General features: G+C 66.5%; 26 protein-coding genes and 1 tRNA gene. 12 read left to right on the forward strand and 15 right to left on the reverse strand.

From position 1 onward, the window contains the following. Nucleotides 1-59: 59 nt before the first annotated feature. The 5 genes from EOD43_RS00715 (at nt 60) to EOD43_RS00735 (ending at nt 3,868) form a co-directional block, all read left to right on the forward strand. On the forward strand, nt 60-497 hold the full coding sequence (locus tag EOD43_RS00715) for a hypothetical protein (RefSeq protein ID WP_127740142.1): 438 nt from the start codon (nt 60-62) through the stop codon (nt 495-497). Next, nucleotides 413-1,078 carry a JAB domain-containing protein gene (locus EOD43_RS00720; RefSeq protein ID WP_127744557.1) on the forward strand — a complete coding sequence of 222 codons (666 nt, stop codon included), beginning with the start codon at nt 413-415 and terminating at the stop codon, nt 1,076-1,078. The genes EOD43_RS00715 and EOD43_RS00720 overlap by 85 nt, the downstream gene beginning before the upstream one ends. Nucleotides 1,079-1,193: 115 nt before the next feature. Then, nucleotides 1,194-2,327: a Gfo/Idh/MocA family protein gene (locus EOD43_RS00725; protein ID WP_240653028.1), complete on the forward strand. Its 1,134-nt coding sequence runs from the start codon at nt 1,194-1,196 to the stop codon at nt 2,325-2,327. Beyond that, nucleotides 2,327-3,514 (forward strand): glycosyltransferase family 4 protein, encoded by a 1,188-nt coding sequence (locus EOD43_RS00730; RefSeq protein WP_127740144.1) that lies wholly within the window; start codon nt 2,327-2,329, stop codon nt 3,512-3,514. Before EOD43_RS00725 ends, EOD43_RS00730 begins: the two co-directional genes overlap by 1 nt. A 33-nt stretch (nt 3,515-3,547) precedes the next feature. After that, the gene (locus EOD43_RS00735) at nt 3,548-3,868 is read left to right on the forward strand and encodes a hypothetical protein (protein WP_127740146.1); all 321 of its coding nucleotides are present in this window, start codon (nt 3,548-3,550) and stop codon (nt 3,866-3,868) included. A gap of 16 nt (nt 3,869-3,884) precedes the next feature. Here EOD43_RS00735 and EOD43_RS00740 read toward each other — a convergent pair whose 3' ends face one another. The 11 genes from EOD43_RS00740 to EOD43_RS00790 form a co-directional block, all read right to left on the reverse strand. Continuing rightward, nucleotides 3,885-4,178, reverse strand: a complete 294-nt coding sequence (locus EOD43_RS00740; RefSeq protein WP_127740148.1) for a hypothetical protein — start codon at nt 4,176-4,178, stop codon at nt 3,885-3,887. Nucleotides 4,179-4,188: 10 nt separating this feature from the next. Further along, nucleotides 4,189-5,232 (reverse strand): chemotaxis-specific protein-glutamate methyltransferase CheB, encoded by a 1,044-nt coding sequence (cheB, locus tag EOD43_RS00745; protein ID WP_127740150.1) that lies wholly within the window; start codon nt 5,230-5,232, stop codon nt 4,189-4,191. Between the two features lie 24 nt (nt 5,233-5,256). After that, the gene (locus EOD43_RS00750; protein ID WP_127740152.1) at nt 5,257-5,706 is read right to left on the reverse strand and encodes a chemotaxis protein CheW; all 450 of its coding nucleotides are present in this window, start codon (nt 5,704-5,706) and stop codon (nt 5,257-5,259) included. Nucleotides 5,707-5,727: 21 nt separating this feature from the next. Then, a complete protein-coding gene (locus EOD43_RS00755; RefSeq protein ID WP_127740154.1) occupies nt 5,728-6,096 on the reverse strand; it encodes a response regulator in 369 nt (122 codons plus the stop codon). Between the two features lie 91 nt (nt 6,097-6,187). Beyond that, nucleotides 6,188-6,667, reverse strand: a complete 480-nt coding sequence (locus tag EOD43_RS00760) for a chemotaxis protein CheD (protein ID WP_240653029.1) — start codon at nt 6,665-6,667, stop codon at nt 6,188-6,190. A gap of 26 nt (nt 6,668-6,693) precedes the next feature. Continuing rightward, nucleotides 6,694-7,722, reverse strand: a complete 1,029-nt coding sequence (locus EOD43_RS00765) for a protein-glutamate methylesterase/protein-glutamine glutaminase (RefSeq protein WP_127740158.1) — start codon at nt 7,720-7,722, stop codon at nt 6,694-6,696. Then, nucleotides 7,719-8,579 carry a CheR family methyltransferase gene (locus EOD43_RS00770; protein ID WP_127740160.1) on the reverse strand — a complete coding sequence of 287 codons (861 nt, stop codon included), beginning with the start codon at nt 8,577-8,579 and terminating at the stop codon, nt 7,719-7,721. The genes EOD43_RS00765 and EOD43_RS00770 overlap by 4 nt, the downstream gene beginning before the upstream one ends. A 16-nt stretch (nt 8,580-8,595) precedes the next feature. Next, the gene (locus EOD43_RS00775) at nt 8,596-10,743 is read right to left on the reverse strand and encodes a chemotaxis protein CheA (RefSeq protein WP_127740162.1); all 2,148 of its coding nucleotides are present in this window, start codon (nt 10,741-10,743) and stop codon (nt 8,596-8,598) included. Continuing rightward, nucleotides 10,740-11,033 carry an STAS domain-containing protein gene (locus EOD43_RS00780; RefSeq protein WP_127740164.1) on the reverse strand — a complete coding sequence of 98 codons (294 nt, stop codon included), beginning with the start codon at nt 11,031-11,033 and terminating at the stop codon, nt 10,740-10,742. Before EOD43_RS00780 ends, EOD43_RS00775 begins: the two co-directional genes overlap by 4 nt. Before the next feature lie 14 nt (nt 11,034-11,047). Next, nucleotides 11,048-12,439, reverse strand: a complete 1,392-nt coding sequence (locus tag EOD43_RS00785; RefSeq protein ID WP_127740166.1) for a methyl-accepting chemotaxis protein — start codon at nt 12,437-12,439, stop codon at nt 11,048-11,050. Between the two features lie 70 nt (nt 12,440-12,509). Next, nucleotides 12,510-14,351: a methyl-accepting chemotaxis protein gene (locus EOD43_RS00790; protein ID WP_127740168.1), complete on the reverse strand. Its 1,842-nt coding sequence runs from the start codon at nt 14,349-14,351 to the stop codon at nt 12,510-12,512. 194 nt (nt 14,352-14,545) lie between these two features. On the opposite strand from EOD43_RS00790, the gene EOD43_RS00795 reads away from it, so the two are divergent. Continuing rightward, the gene (locus EOD43_RS00795; protein ID WP_127740170.1) at nt 14,546-14,962 is read left to right on the forward strand and encodes a response regulator; all 417 of its coding nucleotides are present in this window, start codon (nt 14,546-14,548) and stop codon (nt 14,960-14,962) included. Here the strand turns inward: EOD43_RS00795 and EOD43_RS00800 are convergent. Next, nucleotides 14,959-16,656, reverse strand: a complete 1,698-nt coding sequence (locus tag EOD43_RS00800; RefSeq protein WP_127740172.1) for a DEAD/DEAH box helicase — start codon at nt 16,654-16,656, stop codon at nt 14,959-14,961. The genes EOD43_RS00795 and EOD43_RS00800 overlap by 4 nt on opposite strands. A gap of 179 nt (nt 16,657-16,835) precedes the next feature. Here EOD43_RS00800 and EOD43_RS00805 point away from each other — a divergent pair, with 179 nt between their 5' ends. Continuing rightward, nucleotides 16,836-17,987, forward strand: a complete 1,152-nt coding sequence (locus EOD43_RS00805) for an acyltransferase family protein (protein WP_240653030.1) — start codon at nt 16,836-16,838, stop codon at nt 17,985-17,987. Here EOD43_RS00805 and EOD43_RS00810 read toward each other — a convergent pair. After that, nucleotides 17,942-19,114, reverse strand: coding sequence for a BaiN/RdsA family NAD(P)/FAD-dependent oxidoreductase (locus EOD43_RS00810; protein WP_127740174.1), 1,173 nt, complete (start codon nt 19,112-19,114; stop codon nt 17,942-17,944). The two genes, EOD43_RS00805 and EOD43_RS00810, sit on opposite strands and share 46 nt — an antisense overlap. Nucleotides 19,115-19,170: 56 nt before the next feature. Here EOD43_RS00810 and EOD43_RS00815 point away from each other — a divergent pair, with 56 nt between their 5' ends. The 5 genes from EOD43_RS00815 to EOD43_RS00835 all read left to right on the forward strand — a co-directional run bounded on the left by EOD43_RS00815 (nt 19,171) and on the right by EOD43_RS00835 (nt 25,014). Continuing rightward, complete coding sequence (locus tag EOD43_RS00815; protein ID WP_127740176.1) at nt 19,171-20,757, forward strand: peptide chain release factor 3; 1,587 nt, start codon at nt 19,171-19,173, stop codon at nt 20,755-20,757. Nucleotides 20,758-20,822: 65 nt separating this feature from the next. Further along, nucleotides 20,823-21,806, forward strand: a complete 984-nt coding sequence (locus EOD43_RS00820) for a L,D-transpeptidase family protein (protein ID WP_420822429.1) — start codon at nt 20,823-20,825, stop codon at nt 21,804-21,806. Between the two features lie 7 nt (nt 21,807-21,813). Continuing rightward, nucleotides 21,814-22,416, forward strand: a complete 603-nt coding sequence (locus EOD43_RS00825) for a M23 family metallopeptidase (protein ID WP_164857050.1) — start codon at nt 21,814-21,816, stop codon at nt 22,414-22,416. A gap of 38 nt (nt 22,417-22,454) precedes the next feature. Further along, complete coding sequence (locus EOD43_RS00830) at nt 22,455-23,084, forward strand: arylesterase (RefSeq protein ID WP_127740178.1); 630 nt, start codon at nt 22,455-22,457, stop codon at nt 23,082-23,084. A gap of 115 nt (nt 23,085-23,199) precedes the next feature. Continuing rightward, nucleotides 23,200-25,014: a DUF885 domain-containing protein gene (locus EOD43_RS00835; RefSeq protein ID WP_127740180.1), complete on the forward strand. Its 1,815-nt coding sequence runs from the start codon at nt 23,200-23,202 to the stop codon at nt 25,012-25,014. A 139-nt stretch (nt 25,015-25,153) separates the two neighbouring features. On the opposite strand, the gene EOD43_RS00840 is transcribed toward EOD43_RS00835, so the two are convergent. Both EOD43_RS00840 and EOD43_RS00845 read right to left on the reverse strand, forming a co-directional pair. After that, a tRNA-Asp gene (locus tag EOD43_RS00840) sits at nt 25,154-25,230 on the reverse strand. Nucleotides 25,231-25,334: 104 nt separating this feature from the next. Next, a complete protein-coding gene (locus tag EOD43_RS00845; RefSeq protein WP_240653212.1) occupies nt 25,335-26,492 on the reverse strand; it encodes an AI-2E family transporter in 1,158 nt (385 codons plus the stop codon). Between the last annotated feature and the right edge of the window lie 35 nt (nt 26,493-26,527).

Consider the following 26,527-nt stretch of genomic DNA (forward strand, 5'->3'; position numbering starts at 1 on the left):
CCCCGATGAGGTAGGCCAGCTGGCTTGACCGGCTCCTCCCCTTATGGTCCCGTCAAAGGATGTCCCTCCTCAACATCCTTCAGCTGGCCTACCTCATCACCCTGATTTCCGTCTGCGCCTATGCGGTGCGTTGTGGCGGGCGACCCGAGCGTCAGGGTGCGGCGATCATGTTCGCCGGATCGGTCCTGACGGTTCCTGCGGCCAAGCTGGTCGCGCAGTGGCAATCGCCCGCCTTCGGCGTCCTCGCCGTGGATCTGGCCGTTCTCGGCGGATTCCTCGCTATCGCTCTGCGCAGCGACAGATTTTGGCCATTATGGACAACAGCGTTTCAACTCGTGGGCGTCGCAACGCATCTCGCCCGGCTCGCCGATCCCGGAATCATCCCTCGCGCCTATTCGATGGCGCAGGGCTTCTGGGCCTATCCGATGCTGGTGGCCTTGGCGATTGGGGTTCGGGAGAACCGTTCCAGGGCGATGCACAGGGGCGTGCGCTTCTAGAGTCTCTTCTCCAGCCCTTCGGCTGGTGTCGGGCGGAGACGCTTTCGGCGCAGCTGATCGAAGAATTCGGTTCGCTCCCGTCGATCTTCGCCGCCGGCCCCGACGCCCTGACCGCCGCCGTGCCAGACGAGCCGGGAATCGCCGGCTTCCTGATGATCGTGCGATCGACCATGCTCCATTGCCTGCGCACCCAGGCGCGGCGCGGCCCGGTCTTCTCCACGTCCGAGGCGCTGATCGACTATCTCAAGCTCAGCATGGCCTATGACCCGGCCGAGCATCTGCGCGTCCTGTTCCTCAACGCCTCGAACTGCCTGCTGCGCGACGAGGTGATGGGCAAGGGTTCGGTCACGCAGGCGCCGATCTACCCGCGCGAGATCATGAAGCGCGCGCTGGAACTCGGATCGACCGCGTTGATCCTGGTCCACAATCATCCGTCGGGCGATCCGCTGCCGAGCCGGGGCGACGTCGAGGCGACCGAGCGCATCGTCGCCGCCGCCTCCGTGCTCGACATCGCGATCCACGACCATCTGGTCATCTCGCGCAACGGCTGGACCAGTTTCCGGGAGCGCGGGCTGCTCTGAACAAGGATCAGGTGAGCCGTCGTACGGGGATGACGGCCATCTCGCTGGAGCGGCTTCGCGCAGGCGAAGCCGCTCCCTTCTTGTTCGGAGCCGACGACCCTCATAGGCTTGGCGCGTGGCACGGGGCACGGACAGCATCAGCGCGCGGATCGCGATCGTGGGGACCGGCTATGTCGCCGATCTCTACATGCCCTCGCTCGCCACCTTCCCCGGCCTCACGATCACCGGCGCATGGGATATCGATGCGGGGCGCCTCAGCGCCTTCACGACACATTGGGGCGTGCGTGCGGCGACCTCGTTCGATGATCTGCTGGGCGATGGCGCCCCTACGATCATCCTCAACCTGACCGATCCGACCGCGCACGCGGCGATCAACCGCGCGGCAATCGAGGCCGGCCGGCATGTCTGGTGCGAAAAGCCGCTCGCGCTCACCGTCGAGGATGCGGTGGCGTTGCGCGATCTGGCGGCCGAGCGCGGCCTCTACCTCGCCTCCGCGCCGTGCAGCGTGCTGGGCCGCGCGGCGCAATCGGCCTGGGCTGCGGTGCGCGACAATAGGATCGGCAAGCCGCGCCTCGTTTATGCCGAGCTCGACGACGACTTCATCCCCGCCGCCCCGCATCAGCATTGGCGCAGCGCCAGCGGCGCGCCCTGGCCGGCGGAAGGCGAGTTCCGCACCGGCTGTACGCTCGAACATGCGGGCTATTATCTCGGCTGGCTGATGGCGATGTTCGGGCCGGTCGAGCGGGTCGTATCGGGCGCCGCACGCCTGCTGGACGATCACCAGACCGGCGGGGGCCACACGACCCCGGACTATGCCTCCGCCAGCCTGTTCTTCGCGGGCGGGATGGTGGCGCGGCTGACCTGTTCGATCGTCGCGCGGCACGATCATCGGCTGCGCATCTTCGGCGACGGTGGGATCGTTGAGGTGGAAGAGGCGTGGGCCAATGCCGCCCCGGTGCGGATCCGCAAGCGCTTCACCCTGCGCCGCCGCCTGATCAACAGCCCGTTCGCCGCGCGCGCCGCAGCACCCGGCGCGCCGCACCCGCTGGTCGGGCGCAAGGGCGCCGCATCGATGAACTTCGCGCTGGGCGTCGCCGAAATGGCGCAGGCGATCGCCGCCGGCCGCGCGCCGCGCCTGGCCGGCGATTATGCGCTGCACCTGACCGAAGTCTCGATCGCGATGCAGGCGGGCGGGGAGCATCGCATCGCCAGCCGCTTCGATGCGATGGCGCCGATGGACTGGAGCTGATGCGCCTCGCCTATCTGCTCAACAGCTATCCGATGACGAGCACCACCTTCATCCGGCGCGAGATCGAGGCGATCGAGCGGGCCGGTGTGCCGGTCAAACGCTTTGCGGTGCGGCACTGGAGCGAGACGCTGGTCGATCCCGCCGACATCGCCGAACAGGCGCGCACCGAATATCTGTTGACCCGCAATGTCGGCATGCTCCTGCTCGGCGCCGCCTGCGCGCTGCTCACGCGCCCCGGCAAACTCGTCGCGACATGGCCCGCCTGGCGCAGCATGCACTGCGCAAGCGACGGCGGGCTGGTGCGGCATATCGGCTATTTGCTGCAGGCGATCCATCTGCAGCATCGCTGTGCGCAACTGGGCATCACCCACATCCACGCGCATTTCTCGACCAATGCGGCGGGTGTGGCGATGCTGTGCCGGTTGCTGGGCGGCCCGCCCTACAGCTTCACCGTGCACGGCCCCGACGAATTGGTCGATCCCGCCGCCAACGCCATCGCCGTCAAGGCGCAGCATGCGCGCAACATCATGGCGATCAGTGCCTATTGCCGCACACGCTTGCACGATGCGCTGCCGCCCGAATTGCACGATCGCATCGCGATCATTCCGTGCGGGATCGAGCCGCGCGCCTATGCCGATATGCCGCCCCCATCGGGCGGCGACCTGCTGTGCGTCGGCCGTCTCTGTCCGCAGAAAGGCCAGATCGAAATCCCGGCGGTGGTCGCGGCGCTGGCCGATCGCTTTCCCGATCTGCGCGTCCTGCTGGTCGGCGACGGCGAATCGCGCGCGGACATCGAAGCCGCCATCGCGCAGCACAAGATCCCCGATCGCGTCCGCCTGCTCGGCTGGCGCACCAATGATGAGGTGCGCGCGCTGCTCGGATCCTGCCGCGCGCTGCTCCTCCCCAGCCATGCCGAAGGTTTGCCCGTCGTGATCATGGAGGCGCTTGCAAGCGGTCGCCCCGTCATCAGCACGACGATCGCCGGCATTCCCGAACTGGTCGACGAAGGCTGCGGCTGGCTCTACCCGGCAGGCTCCGCCGATGGCCTGCTCGCTGCAATCACCGCCGCCTTCGAAACCAATACCAGTCAACTCGCTCAGATGGGCGAAGAAGGCGCCCGCCGCGTCGCCCAAAACCACGATATCGACGCGATCACGCCGCAGCTTCTGGCTTTATTCGCCGACTAAACGGCATCGCCAAAACGTGCTACGCGCCCGGCCATGTCCAATACCGCCAAGCTTGCCGGCACTGTCACAGTGGACGGCCTTCAATATGAATGGGAAGTTCGACGCGAACCCCAATGGGGCGAAACCGACGGCTGGCAAGGCATGACCGTCGCGCTGTTGCAGGAAGGTTCGCAGCGTGAGGCCGTGATCGAATTCCCGCCGCCCAAGCGTTTGATGAAGGGATTGCAGCGCGGCCGCCTGCAGGTCGGCGACGCCATCATCTCGCGCGGTATTCGTGCCGCATTGCTGGCGGGGTGGGAGCCAACGTCGCGCGGCAAGCCCGTCGTGTTCATGGTCGACGCGGACGGAAACTAGCCGCCGCTGGCGCCGATCAATGCTGCTGCTGGCGGCTCGCAAGGCTTTCGATAAGCGCGGCGAGACGGCCGGTGATGCTTTCGAGCCGCGCGTCGCGGCTGGCGGCCTGAAGATCGTCCGAACGCAGGATCGCCGCGACCGAGGCGCAGCGTTGCCCGACATGATCGAGCGACTGGAGATCATGGACGTGCGCGCGGGCAGTATCGGGGTTCGAGCAGAGGCGGACGCCCAGCTGCTCCAGCTCGGCGCGCGCGGCGTCGAGCTCGTCAGCGAGCATCGCCAGCAATTCGTCCTCGGCTATCACCGCCATGCCCGTTCCCCTAGGCCGCGTCCGCGTCACGCCGGCGGCACGCATCGAGCGCGGCCGTGGTGATGCGGTCGAGCGGAAGCTCCACCTCGGCAGCACCGGCCGCGAGCGCCGCAGCCGGCGCTTCGTGCACGACCGACGTGGCCGCGTCCTGACACATCGTGCGGCCCCCCGCCGCCCGTAGCGCCTTCAATCCCGCCGCCCCGTCATTGCCGAGACCGGTCAGCACCGCACCCACGCCATGCTTGCCCGCCGTCTTCGCCATCGTGGCAAACAGCAGGCTTGCGGACGGGCGGACGCCATTGACCGGATCGGTGCGCAGCAGGCGCAGCGACGGATTGGGCCAGCGATCGACAACGGCATGCGCGCCGGGATCGGTAACGAGATAGATCGTACCCTGTTCGAGCGGCTGGCCATCCTCCGCCATCACCACGCGCGCGGCGCATTTGGCGCGCAGGCGGTTGATCAGCGGGGCGACGAAGCCTTCCTCGATCTGCAGCACCATGATCGTGGGCGGGCAATTTTTCGGGAAGGCCGGCAGCATCTTGAGCGCAGCGTCGACCCCGCCCGTCGATGCGCTCATCGCCAGGATATTGCCGTTCCAGTCGAAATATTGGACCGGCGCGTGATGCTTCACCTCACGCTGCGGCCCGACCTTGGTGCGCGACGCGGCATGGACCAGGGCGGCAAGACGCGGCGCGAGTTCGTTGAACTCCTCGGGCGTCGCGCTCTTGGGCTTGGGGAAGCAATCGACCGCGCCCAGCTCCAGCGCGCGGAACGAGATTTCGGCGCCCTTCTGCGTCAGCGACGACAGCATCACGACCGGCGTCGGCCGTTCGCGCATGATTTCTTCGAGAAAGTCGATGCCGTTCATTCCCGGCATTTCCACGTCGAGCGTCACCACCGACGGACGCAGCGTGTCCATCATCTTGCGGGCTTCGGCGGCGTCGGCGGCCATTCCGACCACCTCAATGCCCTTGGCGCGTTCCAGCACCCCACCAAATAGCGCGCGCATGGTGAACGAATCATCGACGATGAGCACGCGCGCGTTGATCATCGCGGTAATGGACTCCTTACGGGATCAGGCGGCCTCGGGAAGCGGCACGCCCCCGAGGTCCATCGAAAGATTGTCGAGTGCGAGCACCATGACCATCCGGTCTTCTACGGTGACAAGCCCTTCGAGATAGGACGTGGTTTCGCCGGTCCCAAGCGCGGGCGGCGGCTGCAGCGTAGCTTCGTCGATCGCGACGATATCGTTCACTGCATCGACGATCATGCCGTGAAGCTGTTCGCCGATCCGCACCACGATGATCACGTGGCGCGCGGTCGGATCGGTCAGGCCCCAGCCCAGACGCGCCGACAGATCGATCACCGGCAGCACGGTGCCGCGCAGGTTGACGACGCCGCGGACGTGCGCGGGGACGTGCGGCAGCATCGTCGTCGGCGTCCAGGCGCGGATTTCGCGGATCGCCATGATGTCGACGCCCAGATATTGCTGGCCGATCTGGAAGGTAATGAGCTGGCGGGCCATGATGCCTGTCCCCCGATCAGATCAATGGATGACGCGGCGGATCGCCGAGTGGAGCTTTTCCGGATCGAAGGGCTTCACGATCCAGCCGGTCGCCCCGGCTTCGCGTGCACGCGCCTTCTTCTGGTCCGAACTTTCGGTGGTCAGCACCAGCACCGGCATGTCGCGATGCTTGGGGTTTTCCCGCAGCTTTTCGATCAGACCGAACCCGTCGAGGCGCGGCATGTTGATGTCGGTGATCATGATCGCGGGCTGATCGTTGGTCGCCAGCCATTCGAGCGCGGCGATGCCGTCTTCGGCCTCGCGCACCTCATAGCCGCGCTCGACCAGAGCGCTGCGCAGGAGCAGCCGCATGCTGGGGCTGTCATCGACGGTCAAAATCGTCTTGGGCATGCTTACCTCTGCTCTTCGGTCCAAGGCGTGGACCGTTTGATCCGGCTGTAAATTGGGAGAGTTAACGACTCGTTGAGTGGCCACGCTCCGATCAGAAGAATTCGACATCGTTTGCGCGGCGCGATGGCACGATCGGGCGCAGATCGGCAGGCGCATCGACCAACTGGCAGCGCACCTTTCCATCGACCGCGCGGAAATCGACACGCCGCGCGGCGACGCCGCCCAGATGGCTGCGGATCACGGGAATCCGATCGCGTTCCAGAAAGCCCTGCGCGAAGGCGATATTGCCCTGCCCGATCGCGGCGAGCCCTGCGTGAAGATTGGCCCCGCCATAAAGATGCGCACGCAGGCTCGATCGCGTCGCGCCGGCCAGCAGCATCGCGTTGACCAGCTGCTCCATCGCGAACAGGCCGTAACGTTCGTCGGCTGCGTCGCCATCGGACAGCAGGAAATGGTTCATGCCGCCAATCCGCGCGCGCGGATCGTAGAGGCAGCAGGCGACGCAGCTGCCCAGCACCGTCGTCAGCACGACGGTGGGATCGCGCGATACCCGGCTCGTCCCCTGGCTCACGCTGATCCTCTGTTCGCGGACGGCGTTCAGCGGCTGCACAGCGCCAGGATCCGGTTCGCGATCTGGTCGATCGACTGTTCTTCCTCGACCGCGCCGATCTGCGCGGCGGCGCGCGGCATGCCGTAAACGACGCAGCTCGCCTCATTCTGCCCGATCGTGCGGCATCCGGCTTCGCGCATCTCGGCCAGGCCCGACGCGCCGTCGCGGCCCATGCCGGTCAGGATCACACCGACCGCCTTGTCGCCCATATTCTGCGCGACCGAACGGAACAACACATCAACCGAGGGGCGATGCCCGCTGACCGGCGATGCTTCGACCAGCCGGCAATGCGGCGACGATCCGCCACGCACCATCAGGTGCCGGGTTCCGCCGGGCGCGATATAGACGTGGCCGGGCCGCAGCGGCATTTCGTCCGCCGCCTCCACGACCTTCGGCGCGCACAGCGAATCGAGCCGGCCTGCGAAGGATTTGGTGAAGCTGCCCGGCATATGCTGGACAACCACGGTCGGCGGGCAATTGGCGGGGAAACCCGATAGCAGGGTCGCCAGCGCCTCGACGCCGCCGGTCGACGCGCCGATCGCGACGATGCGATCATCACCCTGAAAGCTGGCCGGCTGCACCGTCGCGCGCATGCTGCGGCCAAGACCAAGGCGGCGGCGGCTGCGCGCGGCCTGCTTGACCATTTCGGCCAGCTTGCCGTCGTCGAGCGCGAGCACATCCTGCAACCGCCCTTCGGGCTTGGCGAAGCAATCGACCGCGCCGAGTTCGAGCGCGCGGACGGTCGCCTCCGCACCCTTGGTCGTCAGCGTCGAACACATCACCACCGGGGTCGGGCGCAGGCGCATCAGGCGATCGAGGAAATCGAGGCCGTTCATGTGCGGCATTTCGATATCGAGCGTGATGACGTCGGGATCGAGTTCGCGGATCAGCGCGCGCGCCTTGTGCGCGTCCTCGGCGGTGCCGATCACCTCGATCTCGCGGTCGCGCGTCAGCAGCGCCGTCAGCAGCGCGCGCATCGTCGGCGAATCATCGACGATCAAGCAGCGAATGCTCATGCCGCATCCTTCCGATAGACGGTCTGGCCGATCGCGCGCAGGCGACGGGCGGCCTCGCCACCGATCCGCTCGCTATGGCCGATATAGAGATAGCCGCCAGGCGCGAGCTGATCGACCAAACGCGCAACCAGCCGTTCGCGGGTCGGTTCGTCGAAATAGATCATCACGTTGCGGCAGAAGATGACGTCGAACCGGCCGCGCATCGGCCAGGCGTTGAGCAGGTTGAGCCGGCGATAGCGCACCATATCGCGCAGCATCGGCGCGACCGCCATCGTCCCGCCCGACACGCGCGTCCACGTGCGGCGCAGATCGTCCGGAATGTCCTGCGCCAGCGCCGCCGGATAAAGCCCGCGCCGCGCGACATCGAGGACGGCGCCCGACAGATCGGTGCCCAGGATCGCGACGTCGCCGCCCGCAATCACCCGCCCCTCCGCGCGATCGACGCCGAGCAGGCTCATCGCCAGCGAATAGGGTTCCTCCCCCGTCGACGCCGCCGCGCACCACATCCGTACCCGCCCGCCGGCATCGAGCCTATCGATCAGGAGGGGGCGCACCTCGCGCTCGAACTGGTGAAAATGATGATCTTCACGAAAGAACTTCGTGTGATTGGTCGTCATCGCCTCGATCGCGCGCTGGCGCTCGGCCGGGTCGCGGCGGATCAGGTCGATATAGGTCGCAAAGTCGCGCAGCCCCCGTTCGCGCACCAGCTTCACCAGCCGCGAATAGACCAGCATTGTCTTCGTCTGCGGCAGGCAGATGCCCGAATGCGCATGAACCATCGCCGAAACGGCCGCGAAGTCGCGCGGCGTGTAGGGATATTCGCGCCCGTCGAAAGGACGGGGGGTCATGTCGTTCATGCGCGCGGTCGATCGATCAGGCGCGGCGGAGCATGCGATCGGGCGCGCGGAAGGCGGTGACACCCTCCACATCGAGGATCAGCGCGACGCGGCCGTCGCCCAGGATCGTGGCGCCTGCCAGCCCTTCGATCTGGCGATAATTGGTCTCCAGGCTCTTGATGACCACCTGCCGCTGATCGCGGATCTCGTCGACCATCAGCACCGCTTGGCCGACCGCCTCCGATTCGACGACGATCAGCACGGCCTTGGCCGGATCGACCTGCGCGCCGCCGATGCCGAACTGGTTCGCGACCGACTGAACCGGCAGCCAGGTGCCGCGCACCGAGATCATCGGCTGGTTGGCGCCGATATATTTGATCTCTTCGGGCTCGGGCTGAACGCTTTCGATGATGTGCGTCAGCGGGATGACATAGGTTTCGCTGCCGACCGTGACGATCATGCCGTCGAGGATCGCGAGCGTCAGCGGCAATGCCAGCGTGAAGGTCGTGCCCTCGCCGGGGGTCGAGGTGATCGTGATGCGGCCGCCCAGCGCCTGCACGTTGCGGCGAACCACGTCCATGCCGACGCCGCGGCCCGAAATGTTCGATACGGTCGACGCAGTCGAGAAGCCGGGCGAGAAGATCAGATTGTCGATCTCCTCATCGCTCAGCCGCGCATCAGGCGCGACCAGACCGCGTTCGATCGCCTTGGCCAGAACGCGCGGACGATCGATGCCGCGTCCGTCGTCGGATACGCAGATCACGATCCGGCCCGAACGATGTTCGGCGGACAGGCGGATGCGCCCTTCGGCGCTCTTGCCCGCGGCCAGACGCTCCTCGGGGCTTTCGAGGCCATGATCGATCGCGTTGCGGATCAGGTGGGTCAGCGGCTCGCCGATCCGTTCGACCACGGTCTTGTCGAGTTCGGTCGCCTCGCCTTCGACTTCGAGGCGGACTTCCTTGCCGGTGGTCGCGGTGACTTCGCGGATGATTCGCGGAACGCGGCTGAACACCGAACGGATCGGCTGCGCGCGGATCGACATCGCGCTGTCCTGCAATTCGCGGGTCAGGTGATCGAGGTCGTTGAGTTCGTCGATCTGGGCGAGGCCCGAATTGTGGAGCCGCTGCGCCAGCATCGCCTGGGTGATGACGAGTTCGCCGACCAGATTGATCAGCCGATCGAGCTTTTCGAGGTCGACACGGATCGTCGCGGTCATGCCCGGCTGCGCGGCGCCCTTTTCGGCGACGTCGGCGGGCGCCGGATCGGCCTTGGCCGGTTCGACGGGCGCCACGAAGGGCAGGATGTTGGTGACGGGCGCGGTCTCCGGCTCGGGCGCGATCGCGACAGCCGGTGCTTCCGCCACGACGGGTTCGGCAACAGTCGGTTCGGCCACCGGCGCGGTCGCCGCCTTGAATTCGAGCAGGCAATCGTCGGCGACGAATTCGAAGATATCCTCAATATCGCTGCGTGCCACCGTCGCCGGTACATCGACATGCCAGCCGAGATAGGCGCCCGCCGCATCGAAGCGATCGATGGTGGGAACCGCGGCCGCATCGACCGCGCGGATGATCCCGCCCATGTCGACCAGTTCGCGGATCAGCAGCAGCGGTTCGCCGCCATGCGCCAGCGCGCCTTCGCGCGGGCGGACGAACAGGCGGGTCGCGTCGGTGATCTCTTCTTCGGCGGCGTCGCGTTCCCAATTGGCGAAGGGATCCTCGCCGGTGTCGAGATCGCCCAGAAGGCCGTCGAGGTCGAAGTCGAGCGCGGCGGCAAGCCCCGCATCGTCCGCGACCTCGACGGTGCCCCCTGCCCCGCTCGCGGTCTCCTGAAGTCGTTGCAGCATGCCCGCATCGTCGGGCGTCGGCTGATCGCCGCGCGCCGCCGCGACATGATCGGCGAGCATGTCGAATGCGGACAGCAGCAGGCCGATCAGCGACGGCGTCAGCGCATGTTCGCCCTCGCGCAGCTGATCGAGCAAAGTTTCGAAATGGTGGGTGTAGGCCTGGAGCCGTTCGAAGCCGAACGCGCCCGAACCGCCCTTGATCGAATGGACTGCGCGGAAGACGGTGTTGACCGTCTCGTCATCCTGCGCCCCGGCCTGGAGCGCGAGCAGACCGGCCTCGGCCTGGCCGAGCCCTTCGTCGCATTCCTGGAAGAAGATGTCCTGGATTTCCTCCAGCTTCATCGCGCGTCTCCGCCTGTGCCATCGGCCGCGAACAGCATGTCGGACATGCCCGCCAACCGTGCCGCGGCCTCGACCGCGCCCCCGGCGCCGCTCAGCGACAGCGCCACCCCCGTTTCACGGCCCGTGCGAACCGCGCTCATCAACAATTGCAGCCCGGCCTGACCGATCTGTTCCACCGCATCGCACACGATCTCTACGGGCACGCCGGCCTCGAAGGCCGCGCGCAGCGGCTCGATCTGGTCGACGACCGCCTGTCGGTCGATCGTCTGGGGAAGGATGATCCGCGTCATGGCCGGCTCTCCGTTCAGAACTCGCTCCAGTCCTCGTCGCTCGGCTCGACCGCGCGGGCGAGGTTGCCCTGCACGCCGAACGAAGCGGCCGGACGGGCGCTGCGGCGCGGCGCGGCGAACGGCTCGGGCGCGGTGAAGGCCGCCCCCGGATCGTTGCGCGTGCCGATCAGATTGCCGAGCGTCGCCGCCTCGTCGCGCAGGCTGCGCGCGGCGGCGCTGCACTGTTCGACCATCGCGGCATTCTGCTGCGTCATCTTGTCCATGTCGCCGACGACGCCGTTGACCTGCTGCAGATTGCCCGCCTGCGTTTCCGCGGCTGCCGAAATCTGCGCGACCAGGGTCGCGATCTCGGCGACGCGGGTGACGATCCGGTCGAGCGCCTGCCCGGTCTGGCCGACCAACTGCACCCCGGTTTCGACCTGTGCCGAGCTGGCGGCGATCAGTTCCTTGATGTCCTTGGCGGCATCGGCCGAACGCTGCGCCAGAGCACGCACTTCGTTGGCGACGACGGCAAAGCCCTTGCCCGCATCGCCCGCACGCGCCGCTTCGACGCCCGCATTGAGCGCGAGCAGGTTGGTCTGGAACGCGATGCCGTCGATCAGGGTCACGATCTGGCCGATTTCGGCCGACGACTTTTCGATCCCGGCCATCGCCGACACCGCGTCGCGGACGATGCGGCCGCCCGCCTCGGCATCGCGATGCGCTTCGCCGACCGACTGGTTGACGTGGGCGGCGCCCTGCGCGGTTTCGCGAACGGTGGTGGTGATGTCGGCCATCGCGGCGGCGGTCTGCTCGAGGCTCGACGCCTGCTGTTCGGTGCGGCGGGCGAGGTCGTCCGACGCCTGGGCGATTTCGCCAGCGCCGGTGATGATGCCCGACGAGACTCGCGCGACGCGGCTCAGCAATTCGCCAAGCTGCATGTCCGCGCGGTTGAAATCGAGACGAAGCGGCTCATAGCCGTCGCCGAAGGGGGTGGTGATCGGCTGTCCGGCGCGGCCTTCGGCAAGGCGCTTGAGCCCTTCGCCGACCGAGGCGATCGCCGCGTGCAGCGCCTTCTGGCCCGCATCGCGATCGGCGACCATGTCGTCACCCAGGTTGCGGATGTGGAGCATCGCGCGGTTGATTCGGCCGACACAGTCGGCGCGATCGATGTAGAGTTCGGGCATCTTGCCGCCATCGTCGATGAAGCGTTCGACGCTGATGGTCAGGTCCGCGATCGGCGCGCCGATCAGGCGGCCGGCGGCATAAGCGCCGACGCTGCCCACAGCGACCAGCACCAGCGCGACATAACCCGCAGCACCCGGCGCGACGAACGCGGTCAGCGCGCTCACGGCCAGCATCGCGACGAAGATCGCCCCTACGACGCGCACCTTCTTTTCGAAGGACAGGCTGTTGAACCAGGTCATGGAGACTCCTCGTGCGATATCGGTGCGCAGCTTGGCCGAAATATGGATAATGAAGCGTTAAGAGGGGCGATCAGAACTCGGCCCAGTCATCCTCAGCGGTGTCGAACTTCAGCGCGAGATTGCCGTGGACGGCGCGCGCACCGGCAACGGGTGCCGGCGAAGGCGCGCGCATCCGATCCATGCCAAGGCGGAAACGACCGACCAAAGCGGCCAGGCGATCCGCCTCACCATGCAGGCTGCGCGCGGCGGCGGTCGATTCCTCGACCATCGCGGCATTTTGCTGCGTGGTGCGGTCCATTTCGGTGACCGCGACGTTGACCTGTTCGATGCTCGACGCCTGCGCGACGGTCGCCTCGCTGATGCCGGCGGCCAGCTGGTTGATCTCGGCAATGCGGCCAAGGATGCGATCGAGCGCCTCACCGGTCTGGCCGACCAGCTTCACGCCGCCTTCGACCTGTTCGCCGGCCTTGCCGATCAGATCCTTGATCTCGCTCGCCGCATCGGCCGAACGCTGCGCGAGAGCGCGGACTTCGTTCGCGACGACGGCAAAGCCCTTGCCCGCATCGCCCGCACGCGCCGCCTCGACGCCCGCATTGAGCGCGAGCAAATTGGTCTGGAAGGCGATGCCATCGATCATCGTGACGATCTGGCCGATCTGGCTCGACGAGGCGGCGATGCCGTCCATCGCCGTGATCGCCTGACGGACGATGCGGCCGCCTTCCGCCGCATCGCCATGCGCGATGCCGACAAGCTGGTTGACCTGTTCGGCGCTGCGGGCCGAACCCTGCACCGACACCGTGACCTGATCCATCGCCGCGGCCGATTCTTCCAGGCTGGCCGCCTGCTGCTCGGTCCGGCGCGACAGATCGTCGGACGCCGCGCTGATCTGCTGCGCGCCGCTGCCGATGCCGTTGGTCGCTTCATCGATCTGGCGCATCGCTTCGAGCAGTTCGCCGACCGCATCGTTGAAATCGTCGCGCAGGCGCAGATAGGCGTCGCCCACCGGCTCGTCGATCGACACGGTCAGGTCGCGTTCGGCGAGACGGCCCAGCGCACCGCTGACCAGACCGACGACGCGCGCCTGCTCGGCCTCGGCCTCGGCCTTGGCCGCCTCGACCTCGCCCTTGGTGACCGATGCTGCGCGGAAGACTTCGAGCGCGCGGGCCATCGTGCCCAGTTCGTCATTGCGGGTGTAGCCGGGGATGCCGCTCTGGTCGTCGCCCCTGGCGAGCTTCGACATGCGATCGGTCAACCGCGCCAGCGGGTTCACGATGCCGAGCCGCGCGATCACATAACCGAACACCGTGAACAGCACGACCGCAATGCCCCAGCAGGCGAGCACGACGTAGAGCGTGCGATGCGCGTCGGCCTCCAGCGCCTCGGTGCGATCGGTGACGCCGGCTTCGAGTCGATCGTTGAGATTGGCGATCGAATCCGAAAGATCGGCAAGCTTGAGATCGACCTGTGCCAGCTTGCGGCGCGCCGCATCGTCATTGTCGGTCGCGCTGTCGGTGACGGCGGCCTGATTGAGTGTGTTGATCGCGTCGAGCTGGGTGCGGATCGGGGCGACATCGCCCGCGATCGACGGATTGAGCTTCGCCGCCTTGTCGAGCGCCTCGACCGCGTCATTATAGCCGAAGCGGCTCATCGAACGCGCAATCTTCGCCTGCGTATCGCCCGCCGGATAAGCCATTGCGCGATAAGCGGCATAGACCATCTCCACCGCCGCGCGATTCGCCACGCCCATCTGGACGACGGCGGGATATTCCTTCGCGCTCAGTTCCGAATAGTCGCTCGACAGCGTGGTCAGGCGCCAGCACGCGATCGCGGTGATCACGGTCGACGTGATCGACATCATCGCCATCACCATGCCGATCTTGGCGGTGACGCTGGTGTGGGTGAGCAGGCGCATTCTGGTCCTCGCAGGCGATTCTGGTCTTGTCCGCCGCGAGGATGCCGATGCTTCCTGAAGAAATGGTTAGCCACGCGTTCACCACGAAAGACGCCCGGAATAGGACATTTTCGCCGCGATTTACGCCAATTATGTCATAGGATTAGGTAATAGCCCTGCGCGCGACGCGCGGTCCGCGCGGTTATGATGCCGGCATGGACTCACCCGCCCGCATCCTGATTGTCGAGGACGACGAATCGGTCCGGCTCAGCCTGTCGCTGCTGCTGGAAACCTTCGGCCTGAACGTGGTCGCCGTCGGCAGCGGCACCGAGGCGATGGGCGAGATGGGGCGCCGCTTCGACATCTTCCTGATCGACATGGGCCTGCCCGACATGGACGGCGCGACGCTGGCGCTGCGGCTGCGCCGGATCGCGCCGGCAACGCCTGCGATCATCATGTCGGCCGACCATGATCGCCTGCGCACCGCGGCGCCCGTCGCGGTCTGCCTGCTCGACAAGCCGGTCAACGCGCAGGCGATGACGCGCGCGATTCGCACCGCCGCGCCGCACATGCTGATGATGCCCACCGCCGGCGCGCCTGTCGCCGACGGGTGGAGGCCGCCCGCCGTTTAAGAACGGCGGCGGGGCGGGCCGCGATGGGGGCCGCGCGGCGGACCGCGACGTTCGCCGGTCGGCCGCGCCTGATAGGGACGGCGGCCACGATCGGCGGGGGGCGGTGCATCGCCGGCCGCCTCGATCGCCACGCCGTCGCCATCCTCGGCCGTGCGGCGCACCGCATCCTTGAACTTGGCGGCCAGCGCGCTCGGCACTTCGAAGCGGGTCTCGTCGGCGAAGATGCGGATCGATCCGATGTCGCGCTTCGTCAGATGCCCGCGACGGCACAGCAGCGGCAGCAGCCAGCGCGGATCGGCATTGTCGTTGCGGCCGATATTGATGCGGAACCAGACGGCTTCCTCGAAGCCCGGACGCGCCACCTGCTCGCGCTCGCGCGGGGCGGGGGCCGAATCGATCAGATCCTCGGGCGCAGGCAGGCTCTGGCGATGCGCGCGGATGAACGCCGCGGCGATATCCTCGGCCGAGCGCATCTCCAGCAGCTTCGCCGCCGCTTCCCGATCCTCGTCACCGATCTCGACCGAGGCGAGGCTTTCGATCAGCCGCTCCTGATCGCGTGCCAGAATCTGTTCGGCGCTGGGCACCGATTCCCACGTCGCCTGCACGTTCGCGGCGCGCAGCAGGCGTTCGGCGTGGCGACGGCGCTGATAGGGGGCGATCAGGACGCAGGTGCCCTTCTTGCCTGCGCGGCCGGTGCGGCCCGAACGGTGCTGCAGCGTTTCCGGGTTGATCGGCAGTTCGGCGTGGATGACGAGTTCGAGGCCCGGCAGATCGATGCCGCGCGCGGCCACGTCGGTCGCGATACAGACGCGGGCGCGGCGGTCGCGTAGCGCCTGCAGCGCATGGTTACGCTCGTTCTGGCTGAGTTCGCCCGACAGCGTCACCGCCGAAAAGCCGCGCTCGGTCAGCGTCGCCGACAAGCGGCGGACATTTTCGCGGGTCGCGCAGAACACCATCGCGCCTTTGGCTTCGTGGAAGCGCAGGACGTTGACGACGGCGTTCTGAATGTCGGCCGGGGCGACCGCCATCGCGCGATAGTCGATATCGGCATGGCTTTCACGCTCGCTGGTCGTCTGGATGCGCAGCGCGTCGCGCTGATAACGCTTGGCGAGCATCGCGATCGGCTTGGGCATCGTCGCGGAGAACAGCAAAGTGCGGCGCTCGGGCGGAGTGAGATCGAGGATTTCCTCGAGATCCTCGCGGAACCCCAGGTCGAGCATTTCGTCCGCTTCGTCGAGAACGACGGCGCGCAGGGAGCCCGGCTGCAGGTTCCCGCGTTCCAGATGGTCCTTCAGGCGCCCCGGCGTGCCGACGACGATGTGGCAACCATAGGAGAGATTGCGCTGTTCGACCCGGATATTCATGCCGCCGACGCAGCTTGCGACACGCGCGCCCAGCTTCGCGTAGAGCCACTGAAGCTCGCGCTGAACCTGGAGCGCAAGTTCGCGAGTCGGCGCGATGACGAGGGCGAGCGGTTCACCGGCGCGCGGCAAATGCTCCTCGCCGCCCAGCAGCGTATCGGCCATCGCAAGGCCATAAGCGACGGTCTTGCCGGAGCCGGTCTGCGCGGAGACGAGAAGGTCGCGACCGATCGCTTCCTCCGTGATCACGGCGGCCTGGACGGGCGTGGGCGCGGTATATCCACGCTCGGTAATTGCCTCCGCGACGGGCCGCGGCAGGGAAGAAAATGGCATCGAAGTTCCGATATCTGGATGGCGAGCGCCCTGTGGCGCACCGGCTCTGATCGCGGCGCTATAGTCGCGGATCGCCCGAAAAGCCAGCGGGCGTTTGGCCGTGCGCCCGACGCGATGAGCCGTGACGCATACGAAAGGATGACAGCTTCGGTTCAGGCGGCGGAATTAAGGTCATGAGGATGGACGCCATCCCGCTGCCCGACTGGACCAAGAAGCGCACGCCGATGCCGGCCGTGTCCGACGCGATCGGCCTGTCGCGGCTGATCTGCATCTTGGGCGTGGTCTATGTCCACGCCTGGACGGGGATTGGCGGCGACGAAATGGCCCGCCAGGCCGGGTCCGGGCAAGACGTGCTGCGCTGGTCGGTCGTCGAGCTGTTCGGGCGCAGCGCGGTGCCGCTGCTCAGCGTCATTTCGGGCTGGCTGGTCGCGAAGTCGGTAACGAAGCGCGGCTACGGCACCTTCGTGGGCGGCAAGACGCGCGCGATCCTGCTGCCGATGCTTCTGTGGAACGCGATCGCGATCGTGCTGGTGGTCGGTGCCGGCGCACTTCGCATCGTGCCGGCGCCGTTGCTGGGCGATCTGCGCTGGGTGCTCGACAACATGCTCGAACTCACCCGCGCGGGCGACATCAACGTCCAGATGGGATTCTTGCGCGATCTGTTCCTGTGCATGCTGATCGCGCCCGTCATCGCCCGCTGGCCGACAAGCGCGCTGGCGAGCGTCGCGGTGCTGAGCGGCATCTACATGATCTCCGAGTTTAACGCGCCGATCCTGCTGCGCCCGTCGATCCTGATGTTCTTCACGCTAGGGATCATCGCGCGCCGCCACGGCTGGGCCGAACGACTCGCGATCCTGCCGTGGTGGCAGGCGGTCTTGCCCTTCGCGATCCTGGTCGTGCCCAAGACTCTCTTGTCGATCTGGGGCCACGGATCGGCCGATTATCACCGCTTCCTGCTCGCCTCGACCGACCTCGCGCTGCGTGCGGCGGCGGCGCTGCTCGTCTGGCGCTGCGCGATCGCGCTGGCACAGACCGCAGCCGGGCGCCGCGCGCTCGTCCTCGAACGCTACGCCTTCTTCCTGTTCTGCTCGCACCTGATCTTCATGTGGCTGATCGGCCCCGCGATCGGCGATCTGACCGGGACGATGGGCAGCCGCTGGTGGCCCGCCTACTTCCTGCTGCAGCCTTTGCTGGCCTTGGGCTTCGCGATCGGGCTGGCGCAGGCGATCCTCGCGATCTCGCCCAAGGCGGCGGAGATGCTGAGCGGCGGCCGCCTCGGCAAGCGTCAGGCGGCCTCGCCCGCCGCCCGCCCGCTCGCCCAGGCCCACTGAAAATTATAGCCGCCGAGCCAGCCGGTCACGTCGACCGCCTCGCCGATGAAGTGCAACCCCGGCACCTTCTTTGCCACCAGGCTCTTCTGATCGAGGCCGTCGGTCGAAACCCCGCCGATCGTCACCTCGGCCTTGGCAAAGCCTTCCGATCCTGACGGCGTGAAGCGCCAGGCCTTGAGGCGGCGGCCAGCTTCGGCGAGCGCCTGATCCTTCAAGCCCGCCATCGTCCCCGTCAGCGCCAGCCGCGCCGACAGCGCATCGGCGAGGCGATCGGGAAACAGATCGCGCAGCACCGTGCGGAACTCGGCCTTGGGGCGCGCCGCCTTGGCATCGACCAGCATCGTCGCCGGAACATCGGGTAGCAGATCGAGCGCGATTTCCCCGCCATTGCGCCAATAGCTGCTGATCTGCAGGATCGCCGGGCCGGAAAGCCCGCGATGCGTGAACAGCGCCGCCTCGCGAAAACTCGCCTTGCCGGCCGACGCGACGACATCGAGCGACACGCCCGACAATTCCTCGAACAGCCGATCGTCGGCACCCAAAGTCAGCGGCACCAGCGCCGGGCGCGGCTCGACCACCTTCAAACCGAACTGGCGCGCGACATCATAGGCAAAGCCGGTCGCGCCCATCTTGGGAATCGAGGGGCCGCCCGTCGCGATCACCAGCGATGGCGCGGAGACATCGCCGTTCGGTGTCTCGATGCGATACGTACCATCGGCATGCGCGATCCCCGCAATCCGGGTCAGCAACCGCGTTTCGACGCCGCCTTTGGCGCATTCCTCCTCGAGCATCGCGACGATCTGCTTAGCCGATCCGTCACAGAACAATTGGCCGAGCGTCTTTTCGTGCCAGGCGATCCCATAGGCATCGACCATCGCGATGAAGTCGGCCGGGCGATAGCGCCCCAGCGCCGACTTGGCGAAATGCGGATTGGCCGACAGATAGCGGTCGGCCATCCCGCCATTGACGTTGGTGAAGTTGCAGCGCCCGCCGCCCGAAATCAGGATCTTCGCCCCGGCCCGATCCAGATGATCGAGCAGCAATACCCGCCGCCCGCGCTGCCCCGCGGTCGCGGCGCACATCATGCCGGCGGCGCCGGCGCCGATGATGATGATGTCGTGGGTCATTCTCGCCGCGGCTGAGTTGGGTTTCGGTGCGAAGGCTGCTATCGGCCGCCGCCATCATGAGCAAGCCGAACCGCCCCGACCGCCGCACCTTCGCGATCATCTCGCACCCTGACGCCGGCAAGACCACGCTGACCGAAAAGCTGCTCTATTTCGGCGGCGCGATCCATCTGGCGGGCGAGGTGAAGGCACGCGGCCAAAATCGCCGCGCGCGATCAGACTGGATGAAGATAGAGCAGCAGCGCGGCATCTCGGTCACGTCGTCGGTGATGACGTTCGAGCGTGACGGCATCACCTTCAACCTGCTCGACACGCCGGGCCACGAGGATTTCAGCGAAGACACCTATCGCACGCTGACCGCGGTCGATTCGGCGGTGATGGTGATCGACGCCGCCAAGGGCATCGAACCGCAGACGCGCAAATTGTTCGAAGTCTGCCGCCTGCGCTCCGTCCCGATCATCACCTTCGTCAACAAGGTCGATCGCGAAGGCCGCCCGCCCTTCGAGCTACTCGACGAGGTCGCCGATGCGCTAGCTCTCGACGTCTGCCCGATGAGCTGGCCGGTCGGCATGGGCGGCCAGTTCGAAGGCATCTACGATCTCGCCAAGGATCGGCTCCACCGTCCCGCCGCCGACGCCACCGGCGCTTATGAAGGCGATGCCGCCTCGGTCGCGGGCCTGGGCGATTCGCAGCTGGAGGACATGCTGTCGGCCGAAGGGCTGGCGCTGCTGCGCGAGGAGGCCGAACTGGCGCAGGTCGGCTATGCCCCGTTCGACGAGACCGCCTATCTCAACGGCGATCTCACCCCCGTCTATTTCGGCTCCGCGCTCAAGGACTTCGGCGTCGAGCAACTGATCGACGCGCTCGCCGATTTCGCGCCCTCGCCGCGCCCGCAGCCGGGCGATCCGCGCGACGTCGATCCCAGCGAGCCGCAGGTCGCGGGCTTCGTGTTCAAGGTGCAGGCGAACATGAACCCGCAGCATCGCGACCGGGTGGCCTTCATGCGGCTATGCTCGGGCAAGTTCCGCCGCGGCATGAAGCTGAACCAGGTCGGCACCGGCAAGGCGATCGCGGTCCACAGCCCGATCCTGTTCTTCGCGCAGAATCGCGAACTGGCCGAGGAAGCATTCCCCGGCGACATCATCGGCATTCCGAACCACGGCACGCTGCGCGTCGGCGATACTTTGCTGGAAAGCGCGGAGACGATCCGTTTCACCGGCATCCCCAACTTCGCTCCCGAAATCCTGCGCCGCGTGAAGCTCAACGATCCCACCAAGACCAAGCAGCTTCGCACCGCGCTCAACGACATGGCCGAAGAAGGCGTGATGCAGGTCTTCGTGCCGCAGATCGGTTCGCAGATGGTGGTAGGCGTCGTCGGCCAGCTGCAGCTCGACGTGCTGATCAGCCGCTTGCAGGCCGAATATAAGGTCGACGCGATGTTCGAACCGTCGCCGTGGGATACGGCGCGCTGGATCGCGTCGGACGATCCCAAGGCGATCACCGAGTTCGAAGGGCTGCACCGCAGCGCGATGGCCGCCGATCGTGACGGCGCGCCGGTGTTCATGGCGAAGGATGCGTGGGAGCTGAACTACATCGCCGGCCGCTTCCCGAACATTCGCTTCTCCGCGACCAAGGAGCGTCATTGATCGCAGCGGGATAGATTTCGCGCCCGGCACGTTTCCCCTCTCCATAAAAGAGAGAGGAGTGCCCTTTGCGTTATCTGCTCGCCGCCGTCGCGCTGCTTCCGGTCGCCGCCATCGCCCAATCCGCGCCATCCGGCCCCGATGCGGGAGTGATGGGCGCCCAGGTGCTGCTCGACCGGCTTGGCTTCGGCCCCGGCGTGATCGACGGCAGAGCGGGTGCGTCCTACACGCAGGCGCTCAAGGGCTATCAGGAGGCGAACGGCCTCAAGGTGACGGGTAAGCTCGACGCCGCGACCCAGGCGAAGTTCGATGCCTATCGCGGCATGCCCGGCGTCATCACGATCAAGCTCGACGAGCAGATTCTCGCCGGCCCCTTCGTCGGACCGATCCCGGCCAAGGAAAGCGATCAGGCCAAGCTGAAGACGATCGGCTATGCCGACGTGAACGAGAAGCTGGCCGAACGCTATCACACCACGCCCGCCACCCTCGCCGCGCTCAACCCCGACAGCCCCAAACTGGAACCCGGCGCGCAGATCAAGGTGCCCAACGTCATCCCCGAGACGCGCGATTATGCCGCCGATCTCAAGCCCGAATGGCGCGACACCTTGTGGACGCTCAACGTCGGATCGGATCAGCCCAAGGCGGCCAAGGTCGTGGTCGACAAATCGGATCGCGTGCTGCGCGTGATCGGGGAGGACGGCAAGCTGATCGCCCAATTCCCCGCAACGATGGGCAGCCAGCATGATCCGCTGCCGATTGGCACCTGGAAGATTCAGGGTGTCGCCTACAACCCACCCTTCCATTACAATCCCAAATTGTTCTGGGATGCGTCGTCCAAGGATGAGAAGGCGTTGCTGCAACCCGGCCCGAACGGCCCGGTGGGGGTAGTGTGGATGGACCTGAACAAGGCGCATTACGGCATCCACGGCACGCCGCGGCCCGAAAATATCGGCAAGACCGAAAGCCACGGCTGCATCCGCCTGACCAACTGGGATGCGGCGCGCGTCGCGATGATGGTGAAGCCGGGCACCCCGGCGATCTTCCAGAACTGAGGCGGCCATGAGGATCATCCGCCGCATCGCGATCATCCTGCTGGCGGCGGTTATCTTTTATGTGGGGTGGGTTATCTATCTTAACCTGCCCGGCACCGACACGCCGCAGCCGCGCGCGATGGTCGGCCCGGCCAAGTCGATCGCGGCCGCCCCCGCGCCCGAGCAGGTCGCCCCGACCGGCGATCTCGTCATTCCCGTCGCGGGCGTGACGGCGGCGCAGTTGCAGGACACGTTCGGCGATGCGCGTGGCGACGGCAGCCGATCGCACGGCGCGCTCGACATCATGGCCCCGCGCGGCACCCCGGTCCTCGCGGCGTCGGCAGGCACGGTCGAGAAATTGTTCACGAGCAAGCTGGGCGGCCTGACCATCTATGTCCGCCGGACGGACGGCGGCTGGATCGATTATTACGCCCATCTCGATCACTATGCCCCCGGCCTTGCCGAGGGGCAGAGCGTGACGCGCGGGCAGGAAATCGGCGCGGTCGGCTTCACCGGCGACGCCAGCCCTGAAGGCCCGCACCTCCATTATGAGATCAAGGCGATGGCCCCCGGCGAAGGCTGGTGGCAGGGCAAGGCCGTGAACCCCTATCCACTCCTCGGCGGGAAATAGGGGTTGAGGCGGGCCGTATTGCCACCAATATCCCATCTATGACGATCCTTCGCCACGCGCTGATCGCGCTCGCCGCCCTGTTTGCCACAGCAGCCCCCGCACAGGCGGCCGACAAGCTGGTCCTCGCCTTCGGCGACAGCCTGACGGCCGGCTACCAATTGCCGCCGGGGCAGGGCTTCGCACCGCAGCTCGAAGCCGCTTTGCGCAAGAGCGGGGTGCCTGCGCGGGTCCACAATGCGGGCGTTTCGGGCGATACGACCGCGCAAGGGCGCGCGCGGCTCGGCTGGGTGCTGAACGCGTTGAAGGCCAAGCCCGATCTCGCAATCGTCGAGCTGGGTGCGAACGACATGCTGCGCGGCCTTCCGCCCGCACAGGCGCGCGCCAATCTCGATGCGATCATGACTGAGTTCAAAAAGCGCGACATCCCCGTGCTGATCGCCGGCATGCGCGCCGCCCCCAATCTGGGCGCCGATTATCGCCGCCGTTTCGACAGCATCTTCCCCGATCTGTCGAAGAAATACGGCGCGCCGCTCTACCCCTTCTTCCTCGACGGAATGATCGGCAATCGCGGGCTCCACATCGGCGACAACCTCCATCCCAATGCGAACGGGGTCGCGGTGATCGTGAAGGGAATCCTGCCGCAGGTAAGGTCCGCCCTCACCAAATAGCCGTCATCCCGGCAAAGGCCGGAATGGGCAACCGTATCATATCCGTAACACGCTCTTGCGTGTCACGAATCCGTCTCTAGTCTCCCCCGCCATGCCCAACAGGGGAGCAATATACATGGATAGACGTCAATTCCTCGGCGCGGCCGGCCTTGCCACGCTCGCCGCCAGCCTGCCGCGCATGGCGCTTGCCGCCACCGGCAATCCCGCTGATGCCAAGCTCGATGCGCTGCTGACCAAGATCTTCGACAAGATCGTCGACGACAGCCCCGAGACCGCGACCAGCCTGGGCTATGACAAGGGCGCGCGCGTCGCGCTCAAGAGCAAGCTCGACAATTATTCCAAGGCCGAGCAGGCCAAGAGCCTGGCCGAGACCAAGGCCTATCTGAAAGAGGTCAAGGCGATCGATCGCGCCGCGCTCTCGCCCACGGCCGCGATCAACTATGACGTCGTCGCCTATCTGCTGACCGCCTTCACCAAGGGCGGGGACAAGTACAGCTATGGCAACACCACCGGCTATTATGTCCCCTATGCGATCACGCAGCTGAGCGGGCCTTATTCGAACGTCCCCGACTTCCTCGATTCGCAGCATGTGATCGAGACGAAGGCCGATGCCGACGCCTATGTCGCGCGCCTCCACGATTTCGCGCGCGTCCTCGACGAAAGCACCGCCTTCCAGAAGGCCGATGCGGCGCAGGGCGTGTTCGGCCCCGACTTCACGCTCGATCTCGCTCTGACCCAGCTGAAGGCGCTGCGCGACAAGCCGGCGGCCGAGACCGTGCTGGTCGAATCGGTCGTCCGCCGCACGAAGGAAAAGAAGATTGCAGGCGATTATGCCGCGCAGGCGGAGAAGATCGTCACCGGCGAAATCTTCCCCGCGCTCGACCGGCAGATCGCGCTGATCACCGAATTGCGCACCAAGGCGTCGAAGGATGCGGGCGTGTGGCGCCTGCCCAAGGGCGACGAATATTATGCCGACGCGCTGATGAACGCGACGACCAGCACCTACAGCCCCGAGGAAGTCCACAAGATGGGCCTCGAGCAGGTGGCTGAGATCACCGCGCAGATCGATGCGATCCTGAAGGGTCAGGGCATGACGCAGGGTTCGGTCGGCGATCGGCTGACCGCGCTCAACAAGGATCCCAAGCAGCTTTATTCGAACGACGATGCCGGCCGAGCCCAGCTGATCGCCGACCTTAACCGTCAGGTTAAGGCGATGGAGGCGAAGCTGCCGGAGGCGTTCGCGACGCTGCCCAAGGCGAAGCTCGACATCAAGCGCGTGCCCCCCTTCATTCAGGATGGCGCGCCCAACGGCTATTACAACTCCGCCGCGCTCGATGGATCGCGCGACGCCATCTACTATATCAACCTGAAGGACACGGCCGACTGGCCGAAATATGGCCTGCCGTCGCTGACCTATCACGAAGGCGTTCCCGGCCATCACCTGCAGATCAGCCTGGCGCAGGAATCGAAGGATATCCCGATGCTGCGCAAGATCGCGCCGTTCGGGGCCTATGTCGAAGGCTGGGCGCTCTATGCCGAACAGCTGGCGGACGAAATGGGCGTCTATGAAGGCGATCCGCTGGGCCGTGCGGGCTTCCTGCAGAGCTTCCTGTTCCGCGCGGTCCGCCTCGTGACCGACACTGGCATCCATTACAAGAAGTGGAGCCGCGAGCAGGCGACCGACTATATGGTCCAGGCGACCGGCTTCGCCCGCCCGCGCACGCTGCGCGAGGTCGAGCGGTACTGCGTGTGGCCGGGTCAGGCCTGCAGCTACAAGGTCGGCCATATGAGCTGGATGAAGGCGCGGGAGGCCGCCAAGGCTTCGCTGGGCGCGAAGTTCGACCTCAAGCAGTTCCACCAGGTCCTGCTGGACGGCGCGCTGCCGCTGACGATGCTGGAAGCCCGCGTGGCGGAGCGCAGCAAAGCGTGATCTTCTGTGGCTGGTCCGGCTTTGCCGGACCAGCGGCGGGAGCGGGCCGGTGCCGCACTATCTGCGTGAGCGGATCAAACAAAAAGGGCGGGATCTTGCGATCCCGCCCTTTTTCATGCGCCTTTTTCCATCTGGAAAGTGGCGCGAGTGACGGGGCTCGAACCCGCGACCTCCGGCGTGACAGGCCGGCGCTCTAACCAACTGAGCTACACCCGCATATGGCGTGGAGGGGGCACCTAGTGGAGGGTCGGTAGCCTGTCAACAGCGTGATGCGACGATTTTTTGACGTAAGGCGAAACGGTTCGCCTTCGTGCCCGAACTCAGCGCCCCAATGGCGCCGACGGGGTCGAGTCCTCATCGTCGGGACCGTTGGTGAACGTCCCCTCCGCGAACAGGAAGCCGGCGATGTCGGGCCGCCCCGCCGCATCGAGAATCGTTTTGACGATGATCAGCAGCGGCACCGCGAGCAACGCGCCCGTCGTCCCCCACACCCAGCTCCAGAAGCTCAACGCGATCAGGATCAGCAGCGGGTTGATCGTCAGGCGCCGGCCGACCAGCAAAGGCGTGAACAGATTCGCCTCGACCAGATGGAGGCCGACGAACATCGCCGCGGGCACCAGCGCATAGCCGAGATCGGCGAAGGTCATCAGCCCGCCGACGCCCAGCAGGCCCGCCGCCGCGACCGGCCCGAAATAGGGGATATAGTTGAGGATCGCGACCAGCCCGCCCCACATCACCGGGGTCGGCATGCCGACGAACCACAGGACGAGCGAGACGATCACGCCCAGACTCATATTGATCAGCGTGATCGTCGCCAGATAGGCCGATGTGCGATCGACCATTTCCTGAATCACGCGCGCAGTCGTCATCGCGCTGGAGAAGCTGCCCCGGCTCGTGATCGTGCGGCGGCGCATCCGCGTCCAGCCGCTGAGGAAGAAATAGACGACCAGCGTCGCGAACACCATCTGGACGATGGCGTGCGGCGCGGAGGTCGCGACCAGATCGAACAGCGAATTGGGCGATTCGACCCGCACGGTGCGCGCGCTCGATGCCGAGGATCGCATGATCGCGCCCATCGTCTGATCGATGAAGCGTTCGAACGCCGAATAGAGATCGATCAGCGGCGACAGATTGCGCCGTATCTGCGCGATGCGCGACGGCAGCAGCGCGAACCAGTCGGTCGCCGGTACCACGATCGACGCGATCGCGACATTGGCGACCGTCAGGAACAGCAGCACGCAAGACAGGGCTGCAAGGCCCGAGGGCAGGCCGCGCCGCTCCATCCATTCGAGCAGCGGCACCAGCGCGATCGCGATCACCAGGGCGGTCGTGGTCGGCAGGAAGAATTCGGCGCCCGCGCGCAAGGCGAAGGGGATGGCGAGAACGAGGCCCGCGCCCGCCGACAAGGCGAGCCAGGCCAGCAGACGATCGCGGCGGAAGGCATGATCGGCGCTCGCGACGATCGATTCGCGCACGATCTCAACGACGCGTTCGCGCCGTTCCTCGGCCTGCG

Source organism: Sphingomonas crocodyli (assembly GCF_004005865.1).
GTDB lineage: Bacteria > Pseudomonadota > Alphaproteobacteria > Sphingomonadales > Sphingomonadaceae > Rhizorhabdus > Rhizorhabdus crocodyli.